This is a genomic window from Streptomyces vulcanius (assembly GCF_042653945.1).
In the GTDB taxonomy this organism is placed as follows: Bacteria; Actinomycetota; Actinomycetes; order Streptomycetales; family Streptomycetaceae; genus Streptomyces; species Streptomyces mangrovi.
The window spans coordinates 83,950-95,102 of sequence record NZ_JBHSFK010000046.1 but is presented as its reverse complement, the minus strand read 5'-3'; the positions used below and the strand labels follow the sequence as shown (position 1 = coordinate 95,102).

Annotated in this window: 10 protein-coding genes; 9 read left to right on the top strand and 1 reads right to left on the bottom strand. The window is 70.1% G+C overall.

What is annotated here, in order from left to right; translation table 11 throughout:
* Positions 1-40 precede the first annotated feature (40 nt).
* Positions 41-976 carry a phosphoketolase family protein gene (locus ACFPIH_RS46135; protein WP_381185098.1) on the top strand — a complete coding sequence of 312 codons (936 nt, stop codon included), beginning with the start codon at positions 41-43 and terminating at the stop codon, positions 974-976.
* A 352-nt stretch (positions 977-1,328) separates the two neighbouring features.
* On the opposite strand, the gene ACFPIH_RS46130 is transcribed toward ACFPIH_RS46135, so the two are convergent.
* Positions 1,329-2,729 (bottom strand): sporulation protein, encoded by a 1,401-nt coding sequence (locus ACFPIH_RS46130; protein WP_381185090.1) that lies wholly within the window; start codon positions 2,727-2,729, stop codon positions 1,329-1,331.
* Between the two features lie 248 nt (positions 2,730-2,977).
* Between ACFPIH_RS46130 and ACFPIH_RS46125 the strand changes: the two genes are divergently transcribed.
* The 8 genes from ACFPIH_RS46125 to ACFPIH_RS46090 all read left to right on the top strand — a co-directional run bounded on the left by ACFPIH_RS46125 (position 2,978) and on the right by ACFPIH_RS46090 (position 11,132).
* Positions 2,978-4,312: an aspartate aminotransferase family protein gene (locus tag ACFPIH_RS46125; protein WP_381185087.1), complete on the top strand. Its 1,335-nt coding sequence runs from the start codon at positions 2,978-2,980 to the stop codon at positions 4,310-4,312.
* Positions 4,313-4,403: 91 nt separating this feature from the next.
* A complete protein-coding gene (locus ACFPIH_RS46120; protein ID WP_381185085.1) occupies positions 4,404-5,150 on the top strand; it encodes a class I SAM-dependent methyltransferase in 747 nt (248 codons plus the stop codon).
* The gene (locus tag ACFPIH_RS46115) at positions 5,150-6,535 is read left to right on the top strand and encodes a nucleotidyltransferase family protein (RefSeq protein WP_381185082.1); all 1,386 of its coding nucleotides are present in this window, start codon (positions 5,150-5,152) and stop codon (positions 6,533-6,535) included. Before ACFPIH_RS46120 ends, ACFPIH_RS46115 begins: the two co-directional genes overlap by 1 nt.
* Positions 6,532-8,088 (top strand): protein kinase family protein, encoded by a 1,557-nt coding sequence (locus ACFPIH_RS46110; protein WP_381185079.1) that lies wholly within the window; start codon positions 6,532-6,534, stop codon positions 8,086-8,088. Before ACFPIH_RS46115 ends, ACFPIH_RS46110 begins: the two co-directional genes overlap by 4 nt.
* Positions 8,085-9,074 (top strand): hypothetical protein, encoded by a 990-nt coding sequence (locus ACFPIH_RS46105; RefSeq protein ID WP_381185076.1) that lies wholly within the window; start codon positions 8,085-8,087, stop codon positions 9,072-9,074. Before ACFPIH_RS46110 ends, ACFPIH_RS46105 begins: the two co-directional genes overlap by 4 nt.
* Positions 9,071-10,111, top strand: a complete 1,041-nt coding sequence (locus tag ACFPIH_RS46100) for a Gfo/Idh/MocA family protein (protein WP_381185073.1) — start codon at positions 9,071-9,073, stop codon at positions 10,109-10,111. Before ACFPIH_RS46105 ends, ACFPIH_RS46100 begins: the two co-directional genes overlap by 4 nt.
* The gene (locus tag ACFPIH_RS46095) at positions 10,108-10,599 is read left to right on the top strand and encodes an adenylyltransferase/cytidyltransferase family protein (protein ID WP_381185070.1); all 492 of its coding nucleotides are present in this window, start codon (positions 10,108-10,110) and stop codon (positions 10,597-10,599) included. The genes ACFPIH_RS46100 and ACFPIH_RS46095 overlap by 4 nt, the downstream gene beginning before the upstream one ends.
* On the top strand, positions 10,596-11,132 hold the full coding sequence (locus tag ACFPIH_RS46090) for an NUDIX hydrolase (RefSeq protein ID WP_381185067.1): 537 nt from the start codon (positions 10,596-10,598) through the stop codon (positions 11,130-11,132). Before ACFPIH_RS46095 ends, ACFPIH_RS46090 begins: the two co-directional genes overlap by 4 nt.
* The last annotated feature ends 21 nt before the right edge of the window (positions 11,133-11,153 follow it).

Here is an 11,153-nt window from a genome sequence, read left to right as displayed (position 1 = left end):
CGCTGCCGCCCCGCAGCGGTCAGCCCGCCCCCATCCGCATATCTCACACAGCACGAAATACAGCCCGCACCCCTGGCCCAACAGGCACATCGACAAAGATCACCCTGACGAGCCGAAGTCAGTAAGTGTTCTACTCCGCCGAGACCGGCGCGGTGAAACCGGAACGTGCGGCGTTCGCCGCCGTCGAGAACGCCTCCGGGCTCAGCCCACGGCAGCTACTGCACGTCGGGAACTCGCTGCGCGCGGACGTCGACGGCGCTACCGCGCCGGGCACGGCGTCCTGCCCTCGGTCAACTACCTGATCACCTCGGTCGGTTGGCGCAACACGTACACGCACCAGAACCCCGGCCTGGCCTCGTCCCAGCTGGACACCGAGGACAGCCTCGTGCACGTCTACACCCCGGCGGACGCGACGCGGGCCACGGCCGTGCTCACCGTCACGCTCTCCGGCCGCGACCGCGTCAATTTCCTGAACACCGACAAGCACCCTGGCCCCGCATTCCCGCCGGACCCCTTCCGCGAAGAGCTCACCGACGGCGCCGCCGTCGGGCCCCAGCTCAGCCACCGCGGGATCCCGGACATCATCCTCGCCTCGACCGGCGACGTCCCCGCCCGCGAGCTGACGGCCACCGTCGCCGCGCTGCGCCGCTCACACCCCGAGGACAGGATCCGCTACGTCCACGTCAACGACCTCGCCGTCCTCGGCTCCGCCGCGCACCGGCCGTACGCTCTCAGTGAGAGGGCCTTCGCCCGCCTGTTCGGCAACGACACACCCGTCCTGATGGCCGTTCCCACGTATGTCGGCACCGTAAGCGCGCTCCTCGCAGCCCGCGGTGAGGCCCACCGGTTCCATGTCGTCGGATACCAGGAGCCCGGCCACCCCGTCACCCCCGAGGGCCTGCCGAAGCACTGCGGCCTTTCGGCCGCCACTCTGTGCGCCCGGGCCGCGCAACTGCTCAAGGAGAGCAGCTCATGATCCTCGACACGGCATCCCTACCGGATCCGGACATCCTAGACGCCTTCGACCGAAACGGATATGTCGTCCTGCATGACACCGTTACACCAGAGTGGCGCAAGCAGGCCGCCGCGGCGGCGACGCGTCTGCTCGCCAGTGACCGCGTCACCGGGCGCGATCGCAGTGCCGACGGCAAGGACGGCTTCCGCAGCCTCGTGGCCCTGGACGACACCTTCCTGCCCCTCGTGGCCAACCCGGTCGTGCTCCCCGTCATCGTGGCGCTGCTGAGCCCGAACGCACGAATCCGATCACCTGCTGACTGGTCTGTGCGCACAGATCCTGCACTGGGGCCTGGTCTCAAGGGAGGGTGCGGTCACGGGGTCCTGGATGTGCTGAGGGCGATGGCTTGGCGGGCGCACTGGGAGAAACCAGCGACTCGGGGGTCGCGGCGCCATGGCGCCATGGCGCGTACGACGTCGGTGAGATAGTCGGTGGCGCGGGCGGAGCGCACGCTGCTGAGGATGACGATGGCTCGTTGTCCGTCGGCGAGGGCCCGGTCGAGGTCGCCACGCTGGAGGTGGGCAGTGGCTACGAGGGTCATGCGCAGGCCGACGGACCGGGTGTAGTCGCTCGCGGACATGGGCGTGGCCCGCTCGTTCCACCGCAGAGCGGCGTCAGGCATGTTCAGGTCGCGGTGGATCTCGACGGCGTCGGCACTCATCCGGGCCGGCGTGTAGTAGCCGATCCACGAGGGCTCGTCCCCGGGGGCGGTGTGCGCGCGTTCGAGGAGCCGCTCGGAGTCGGTGAGCGCGGCCGCGGCGGAGCGGCGATCACCGAGTCGGGCGTGCGCGCGGGCCTCAATGAGCCGGGCGAAGGCCAGGACCCGGGGGGCCGCCCTGTGGCGGGCGCGGTCGTAAGCTCCCTGCGCCATGTCCACGGCCGCGTCGGGGTAGCCGCGCAGGGTCGTCTGGAGGGCCAAGTTGGTCAGGACGTGGCAGCCCACATTCATGTTGCCTGCGGCTTTCGCCATCCTCAGGGCCTGGATGAAGTGCCTCTGTGCGAGGGCATGGTGGCCCATGTCGAGTGCGCTCCAGCCAGCGACGCGGGCCAACTCGGCGGTGCCGGCGTACAGTTCCCGGCCTACGGCGTCGTTGTAGCCCCCGTGCAGGAGCGGGATGGCACGCTCGCGCAGGATGCGGTCGACCCGGGAGGCCTCGCGGGTGCCTCCGCCGTACCGGGAGTCCTGTCGCTGCGCGTGGGCGGCGGCTGCCCACAGCGCGTCCAGGTCCTGGCGGCCGACGCGGCGGCTGCCGGGGTGGGAGGCGTCCTGGTCCGCGGGGACTGCGAGCCACCGGCTGAGCGGTGTGGTGTAGGCGCCGAGAGCGAAAGCGCCAGTGAGGAGATTACGGCGGTGCACGGTGCTCCAGTATCGGGCGGCGTTGTGGATGGCGGTATGGGTGTCCCGGTGGAAGTCCAGGCCGACGTCGTCGGTCTTCCTGCGGGAGGCGGGCATGCCGATCTCGGCCGGGTCGACAGGCCGGCCTAATCGTTCGGCCAGTGCCTGGGCTATGAACTGGGGCACGGGATCGCGGGGGACCATGCCCCGCTGCGTCCAGTTCTTGACGCTGGTCTGGGTGTAGGAGCGGGGGTCCCCGGCTTCCTCGGCCAGGGTGTTCACGCGGCGGGCCAGCGCGTGCTTGCTGATCTTGGCCGTGTCGATCAGCTCAGCCAGGGCCGTGTTCGCGGTCTCGGCCGAGTCCTCACTGAGCGTCATGCCGGATGCCTCCTCGGGGACCGGATTCGGCTGGATGTTCCGACCCCGCAGACCGGGCCGGGCAACTGAGCGTAGTGGCGACTGCGGCTGTGCAGGGGCCGTTCCCCGTTGTGAGCCCCCTTTGTGAGCCTGTGCCCGCCGGGGTCTCGGTCTTTCATTTCGATATCGCAACCCGGTTCGAAAGAGGGATGCCCAGGACGCTTTTGCTCAAGTCACCACCCCATCCGGATGAGGAGGAAGGAGGAGAAATGGATCAACCTATCGACGAGAGGAGCGCCGCCTACGAGGCGGTGGCATCTTTGCAGCCGGCGCAGTCCCTGACCCCGCCGACGGACAGTTCCCCCGCGGGCGCGGGCATGGCGCTCGACGACCGATGGCACGTCCGGAGTGCTCGTACGGATGCGCGGGCGGCCACCAGGGGTGACGTGGTCGGGCCGTGCGCGAGCGGACAGACCCGTTATCCGCGCTACTTCAGTCGCGCTGCCGGGCCTTACCTGTGGGATCTGGAGGGGAGGCGGTACGTCGACTTCACCCTCGGGTACGGGCCCGTCGTGCTCGGGCACGCCGATGAACGGGTGACCGAGGCGGTGCTCGCTGAACTGCGCAACGGCAACTGCATCGCTCCGCTGTGGAGCCGCCGCCAGAGCGAGCTCACCGACCTGCTGACCTCGGTGGTGCCAGGCGCGGAGATGGCCTACCTGCTCAAGACCGGGTCCGACGCGACGAGTACGGCGGTACGGCTGTCCCGGATCGTCACCGGGCGCGACAAGGTGATCCGCTGGGGCTACAACGGCTGGCACGACTGGGCAGCAGGTATCCCGGCGGGCATTCCGGAAGCGACCCGCGCCGACACACTGCTGTTCGACTACAACGACCTGAGCACGCTGCGGGAGGCGTTCGCCCGTCATCCCGGGCAGGTGGCGTGCGTGCTGATGATGCCGTTCGGCGACGAGACTGCTCCCGAGGGCCACCTGCAGAAGATCCGCGACATTGCGCACGAGCACGGGGCGCTGTTCGTCCTCGACGAGATGCGCTCGGGGTTCCGGGTGGACCTGTCCGGTGCTCAGGGACTTCTGGGCGTCGAGGCGGACGTGAGCACGTTCAGCAAGGCCATGGCGAACGGGTATCCGATTTCCGCCGTCGTCGGTCGGGCCGACGTGCTGTCGGCCCTGGCCCGCACCCGGATCTCGTCGACGTTCTACGCGGACCCCGCGCCGATGGCTGCGGCACTGGCCACGATCCGGATCCTGCGTGACACCGACGCGTTGGAGCGGATCTGGAAGGCCGGCGCCGCCTTCCAGGACAGCCTGGCGGCGCTCGTTGAGAAGCATCAGGTGCCGGCCCGGGTGGTCGGCTACCCGCCGATGCCGTTCCTCCAGTTCACCCACCCCAATCCGGTCCTGCGCGAGTGGCTGAGCACGGCCTTCGCCGCCGAGGCGGCGCGGCACGGAGTGCTGCTGCACCCGGGCCACCAGTGGTTCCTGTCCGCCGCGCACACCGGCGAGGACATCGAGTTCGCGCTGCACGGCTGCGATCAGGCGCTGGCCGCGCTCGAAGAGGTGCCCGCGACGCACGCCGTCTGATCAACGCCGAAGCCGGTTGCCCGCCGGCGACGGCGCAGATTCCTTCACCGTTCGCCGACACGGTTCGGCCGAAGCACTGAGGAGACCACGAGTGACGACACCCCGGCTGATCGCGCCCTCCGACACGGAACAGGCGACCAGGAACCAGCTCATAGAACTGTTCGCCGAACGGCCGATCCCCGATGACGCACTGCTCGACCACCTCGAACTTTTCATGCGCCCGCAGCGCATCAACGAGATCCTCACCCTCGACCAGCTCTACCAGCACATCCTCGGCGTCCACGGAATCATCGTCGAGTTCGGTGTCCGCTGGGGCCGCCACCTGTCCGTGTTCCAGGCGCTCCGGACCCGCCACGAGCCGACCAACATGTACCGGACGATCGTCGGGTTCGACACGTTCACCGGCTTCCTCAACCCGGCCCCCCAGGACGGCGACTCCGACCGCGTCTTCCCGGGCAGCATGAGCGTCACCCCCGGCTACGAGAACTACCTGGAACAGATCCTGCGCCTGCACGAGGCCGAGGCCCCGATGGCGCACATCCAGCGGTTCGAGCTGTGCAAGGGCGACGCCCCGGAGCAACTGGCCGCCTACCTGGCCCGCAACCCGCAGACGATCGTGGCGCTCGCCTACTTCGACATGGACCTGCACGACCCGACCCGCGCGTGCCTGGACCTGCTGCGCCCGCACATGCCCGCCGGCAGTGTCCTGGCCTTCGACGAGCTCACGCACCCGGACTTCCCCGGCGAGACCATCGCGCTGAAGAACGCGATCGACCTCACCGACCACCGCGTCCAGCGGTTCCCCCAGTCCCCGTACCCCGCGTTCGTGGTGCTGTGATGGGCGCCCTCATACAGGTCCTGCGGTGGGCCGCCGGCGCGCACGACATCCCGGAGGACCAGGACTTCGACGACCGCGTGGTGCTCGATCTGATCGGGCAGCACGCGCTCAGCGGCCGTCTGGCCCGGCGCCTTCCCACCGGGCCGCCATGGTTGCGCAACCGGCTCGGCGGGCCCGTAGCGGCGATGCACGCCGACACCCTGGCGCTCGCCGAGGCCCACCTCCGCGCGGTCGACCGGATCGTGGCCGCGCTCGGCGAGCAGCAGCCGCCACCGGTTCTGATCAAAGGAGTCGCGACCGGGCTGCTCACCGGTGACAAGCATCTGCTGCGGTGCGGGGACATCGACCTGGTCTGTGCCGACGGGGGGCCGCTGATCGAGACGTTGACCCGGCTCGGCTACGAGCGCACCCGGGAACCGTTCCTCCACGAACTCGGTGAATTCACCCGTGCGGGCGTCGAGATCGATGTGCACGCCTACGTTCCGGTACCCGGGTACGGGGCGGTGCGGCACGCGGACCTCACACCCCCGGAGCGGGGGACCTGGTATCAGCCGCGCCGTGCTCCCTCGATGCACCCGATCCGGCACGGCCTGCTCGTCGACGGCGGCACCGTCACGGTGGGCCGGGTCCACGTTCCCGACCCCTGCCTGCTGGCGATCGTGCTCTGCGCCCACGCCTTCTTGAACTTCACCAACATGTGGTCGCTGTCGCATCGCGCCAAGCCGTACGTCAAGCTGGCCGAGCTGGCCGACCTGCACGCCCTGGTCCAGCACGAGGCATTCGACACGCAGCGGTTCCTCGCGTTGGTCGCGGAGCTGGACGCGGGGGACGCGGTGAGCTGGGCGGGCTGGGCATCGACCGTGCTCCTCGGGAGGAATCCGCTGTCCGTACCGGCCGGCAGCGGACCGTTTCCGCGCTGCCTGTGGTGGGACTTCTGGGCGCGGCTTCCGGTCGACGAGGAGGCGCTGCTTCTGCCCGACTGGTTCGACCTCGCCGCAGTGAACCCCCTGCTCGGAAGCCGGATGGAACTGGCTACCGGCCGCCCGGCGCCGCCCTGGACGGTCGAGGTCCGCCGCGACGGCGACGAAGTGACGGTCATGGTCGGCCTGCCGGAATCGACCGACGCGGCGACCGAGCGTGGCCGGGTCGACTTCGGAGCGATCGGGACGGAGTGGGTCCTGTCCGATGGACAGCTGACCGCTGTCGGCGGCCACGACAGCTGTGACCTGCTGCCCGGGCGTCGTGTCCGGCTGCGCTACCGCGTCCCCCGGACGGGCGGGCACCTGTTGGTCGGCGTGGCCGAGCAGGACGCGTCCGGAGCGCTGCTGTCGGCCGTACTGCGTCCCGCCACCTGGCCGACGGTGGACCGGGCGGGTGTCCGGTGATCCGCGCCGCTCAACTCCCCGGATACTCCTGGGACACGACCGGGCGGGTCGAAGCGAGTGTCCAGGCCCTGATCGGTGGGCGGCTGGCGGAGCTGCCGGCGCGCTCCGCCACGGTGGCGGCCCGGCTGCGTGAGGTTACCGGGGACTGCCGCCTGGTTGCGGTCTACCTGCGGCCGGACTCGCCCGACGCCGTCGTTGGGCTGTGTGAACGCCTCGCGTCCACGAAGAACGCCCGGGAGCGCGCCCGGTTGCAGCACGAGATCGGGCGGCGCCGCTTCGCCCGCCCCGGCACGGCGGAGGTGAGCCTTACGGGCGACCTGGGCCAGGTGCTGACGGCGGCCGGCGACCGTACCCGGGCCTACGTACCCGATCCCGGGCACCGGGACATGATCGGTGCCCTGCTGGACGACTTCGGCACGGGTTTTTCGCCCTTCGTGGAGAGCCAGCACGAGGTGCCCGGGCCGAACGCTCGTCTGCGTCAGGGCATCGTCAAGTCGTGGCGTCTGCCCGACGGCACCCGCGTGATCAGCAAACGCGCCAACCCGGCCAAACCCGGCAGGTTCGCCCGGGAACAGGTCGCCTACCGGGCCATCGCCTCCCGGCTCGCCGGCGGGATCACGTTCGGCCGGGGTCGGCGCCTTGAGCTCGCCCCCCTGCTCGCGACGATCCGGGACGGCGCGTCCGGGCACGTTTACGCCGTCTGGCGGTGGGTGCCTGGTGAGAGCGCCGAGTCGATGCTGCTGGTACCGGGCGAGCACACGTTGCTGCTGCGCGACTACCGGGATCTGATGGACGCTCTCCTCGACCGCGGCATCCGCTGGGGCGACCTGAGTCCCCGCAATATCCTCGTGCACGACGGCCGGCACTATCTCGTCGACTTCGAGAAGACACAGGTCCCCGGCGACGACACCCCCGTCCCGCACGCGGACCGCGGCGCCTACTGCCGCGGTCAGATCGGAGTCGAGGAACTCGGGGTCCTGTGTCCCGAGGCCCAGGTCCGCGCCTGCCTGCACGGCTACCTGGACCCTGACACCTGGGACCTCAACGCCCCGGGCCGGGTGCCGTTCCCGCCGCGCCCGGAGGTGACGGCGATCCTTGCCGGGCGCGGCGTCACCGACCCGGACCTGGGCACCTACAACCGGACCGACCGGCAGATCTGGCAGGTCCGATCACCCGACCTTGACCCCGTCACCGGGCTGCTCCGCTATCCGGGCCTGGTCAACTTCCGTGTCGAGCACTACCTGAGCTGCGCCGGTCTCACCGACGCGGACGACTACGACCGCAAGACCACCGAGATCCTGATCGCGGGCCGACTGCACGGCTGCTTCGACGACGCGCTCGCGGCCGTGGCCGACGCGGTGGACGAGGCGGAACGGCAGTTCGTTGTCGCCGAGGTCGCCGAGCTTCTCGCCGGCAACGACACCGGGCCCGTCACCGCGCCGCGCGCGGTGATCCGCGCACTGGTGGACCGCATCGACGTTCTGGTCACCGCCCGGCAGGATCCCGGCACCTTTCGGTCGGCCTGCACGACCCTGGGAAAGGAAGGACGATGACGCAACCGCCCTTGCCCGGGCCGGTGTGCCTGCGTACGGATCAGGTCGTCCGTGTCGGCCCGCTCACCCTGCGCATCGCCAGCGACCAGGCCGAATTCCCCGCGCTGCGCTACTTCAGCCGTGCCGCCCGGATGCCGGTCACCACCGTGCCCGACGTGGAACTGTGGTGCCTGTCGCACGCCGATCCCGGCCTGCCCGCCGACACCACGGCGCGCGCCCTCAACTTCGCCTCCGGCTACTACGTGACCGACCACTTCGGTCCCCCGGTGCGCATGTCCAGCACGGGCAACCGGATCGTCCTCGTGGGGGACCACCTTCAACGGCTGGTCTGGCCGTACGTCGTGAAGTACCTGCTCCTTCGGCACACCGCCACCACGGGTGGCCTCTTCCTCAAGGCAGCCGCCCTCTCCGCCGGCGACGGGGCGACGCTGGTCGTCGGCCGCGGTGGCGCCGGCAAGTCCGTCCTGGTCACCGGGCTGTGCCGCAACGGCGCGACGTACATCACCAACTCGCACGTGGTCCTCGCAGACGGAGCCGTCCAGGGCGTCGCGAGCACCATGCGGATGCGGCCCGGCCCCTGGCTGGACCATGCGGCGACCACCGCGGCCCTCGACCCGAGCGAGCGCCTCGTCGACCCGTACGACGCGTTCCCCCACCACGCGGGCGCCGCGATGCCGCTGCGCGCCGTATGGATCGCGGACTTCCGCGCTGCCAGCGAACACGACGTGCAGCAACTGCCCCCCGACGAGGCCGTCGGCATCGTCGAGCAGTTCGCCTTCGGGCTCAACGTCTACCGGCTCGAAGAGGACCTGCTGGACCTGTGCGGCGGCGACTACCGCGCCTTCTCCACCCAGTACGCACGGATGCGCGCGCAGTTGCACGCGGCGGTCTCCAACTGCCCCACCTACCTCGTGCGCTCGGACGTCCAGCTCACCGCACACCGCGGCCGGCTTCTCCAACTGCTCAGTGACGGAGGTACTTCATGAACGGCGCCATCATCGGCTACGGCACCATCGCGACCGGTCACGCCATCGGATACCGCCAGACCGAAGGCATCGACGTGACCACCGTCGTCGACCCCACCCCAGCACGCGCGGAGGCCGCCCAAAGGGCCGGGCTGCGCGCATACGCCACCTACGCGGAAATGATCGACTACGAGGCCCCGGACTTCATCGACATCTGCACGCCGCCCAACAGCCACGCCGACTACATCGAGCTCGGGCTGCGCGATGGTCTGCACGTACTGTGTGAAAAGCCGGTGCTGATGCCACACGAGGGTCGCTACGACCGCTTGCTCGACCAGATCGCGGCCTCGGACAAGGTGTTCTACCCCTGCCACAACTACAAGTTCGCGCCCATCCTCACGGAGATGGAACGGGTCGTCCGCAGCCCCGGCTTCGGCGACGTCCTCAGCGCCCGCTTCCGCACCCTGCGCCAGGGCCACGCCGTCGGCGTCCCCGAGTGGAACCCGCACTGGCGGCGCGATCCGGTCATCGCCGGCGGCGGGATCCTCCGCGACCACGGCCCCCACAGCGTGTACCTGGCGACCCACCTGACCGGACGCACCCCGTTGGCCGTGTCCTGCCTGACCGGTGCCATGCGCCACGACGGGCACACCGGCACGGAGGACACCGCGAAGCTGATTATCCGGTGCGACGACGACGTCCAGATCGAACTGGATGTGACCTGGTCGGCCGGCTACCGCAACAGCTACTACTCGATCATCGGCAGCGGCGGCTGGGTCACCGTGGAGAACGACGACGTCCAGTACAGCCTGAACGGCCAGCCGCACCGTGCGGCCCTGCGATCGAACTTCGACGACCCCAGGCACCCCGACTGGTTCGCCGCGATGTTCGCCGACTTCCTGACCACAACACGGCACCCGGAACAGGCGGCACCGCTGCTGGCCGAGTCCCTGACGACATCCCTGGTGATCGACGGAGCCTATGCCTCGGCCGCCGACGACGGCCGGTGGGTCGAGCTGACACCGGCGCGGGACCTGCTCATGGGCGTCGCGCGATGACGGCGCCACGCGACGGCGGAACCGGCCCGGTGCCACTCGACGACATCCGGGACTGGCTCAGCAGCCGGCCCGCCGCCCGCTCCGTCGTGCTCGCCACCGGCTGCTTCGACCTTCTGCACGCGGGACACCTGACGTTCCTGGAGGAGGCGAGTCGGCTGGGTGACCTCCTGGTCGTCGGGGTGAACAGCGACCAGTCGGTCCGGGACCTCAAAGGCCCGAGCAGGCCCATCGTCGGCGAACGCGAACGCGCCGTCCTCGTGGGCGCTCTGGGGTGCGTCGACCGGGTGTTCCTCTACGACGAGCCCACCGCCGACCGCCAGATCCGCTTCCTGCGCCCAGACGTCTTCGCCACCGCGCGCGCGAGCATCACCGCGTACCCGAGTGAAGTGGCGTCCGCCGTTGAGGTCGCGGCACGCGTACACGCGATCGACCGGATTGCGCCGTACTCCACGACCAGGCTGGTCGACACCCTGCGAGCGAACCTATGACGCAGGAGGTCATCGCCACCGGCAGCGCCCCATGGATCCCGGTGCCGCATCTGATGGAGGTGGTCCGCGCAGACTTCCACCCGCCACAGCACCTGACCACCGCGGCCTTCGGCCTCATCTCCGAGATCCGCGGCCACCTGCTGCTGACGCACGTCAACCTCCCCGGACGGGGCTGGGACGTCCCCGGCGGTCACATCGACTCCGGCGAGGACGCCCGACGGGCCGCAGCGAGAGAGATCAACGAAGAGACGGGCCTTCTTGTGCCGGCCGAGGCACTGAGGTTGCTCGGATGGCAACGGTTCACCTTGTACGAGAAACCACCGGACAGCTACCCGTACCCGTTCCCGGTGTCGTACACGCCGATGTTCACCGCGCGGACCGGCCTCGCCGGTCCGCCGGTGGAGCCGCCCCCGGACTCGGAATGCGGGCCTGCCGGATGGTTCACCCCTGCGCAGGTCCGGCAACAGTGCGCGACCTGCACCTGGCTGCCGTTCCTCGCCCTGCTGCGCGAGGCCCGACACTCAGAAGCCTGAGCGTCCCGCGCCGGGTACGAG

What these genes read in the sequence shown, in the direction of transcription:
- ACFPIH_RS46125 (WP_381185087.1), top strand. Translation starts at nt 2,978, where the DNA reads ATGGATCAACCTATCGACGAGAGGAGCGCCGCCTACGAGGCGGTGGCA.
- ACFPIH_RS46130 (WP_381185090.1), bottom strand. Translation starts at nt 2,729, where the DNA reads ATGACGCTCAGTGAGGACTCGGCCGAGACCGCGAACACGGCCCTGGCT.
- ACFPIH_RS46105 (WP_381185076.1), top strand. Translation starts at nt 8,085, where the DNA reads ATGACGCAACCGCCCTTGCCCGGGCCGGTGTGCCTGCGTACGGATCAG.
- ACFPIH_RS46090 (WP_381185067.1), top strand. Translation starts at nt 10,596, where the DNA reads ATGACGCAGGAGGTCATCGCCACCGGCAGCGCCCCATGGATCCCGGTG.
- ACFPIH_RS46115 (WP_381185082.1), top strand. Translation starts at nt 5,150, where the DNA reads ATGGGCGCCCTCATACAGGTCCTGCGGTGGGCCGCCGGCGCGCACGAC.
- ACFPIH_RS46095 (WP_381185070.1), top strand. Translation starts at nt 10,108, where the DNA reads ATGACGGCGCCACGCGACGGCGGAACCGGCCCGGTGCCACTCGACGAC.
- ACFPIH_RS46100 (WP_381185073.1), top strand. Translation starts at nt 9,071, where the DNA reads ATGAACGGCGCCATCATCGGCTACGGCACCATCGCGACCGGTCACGCC.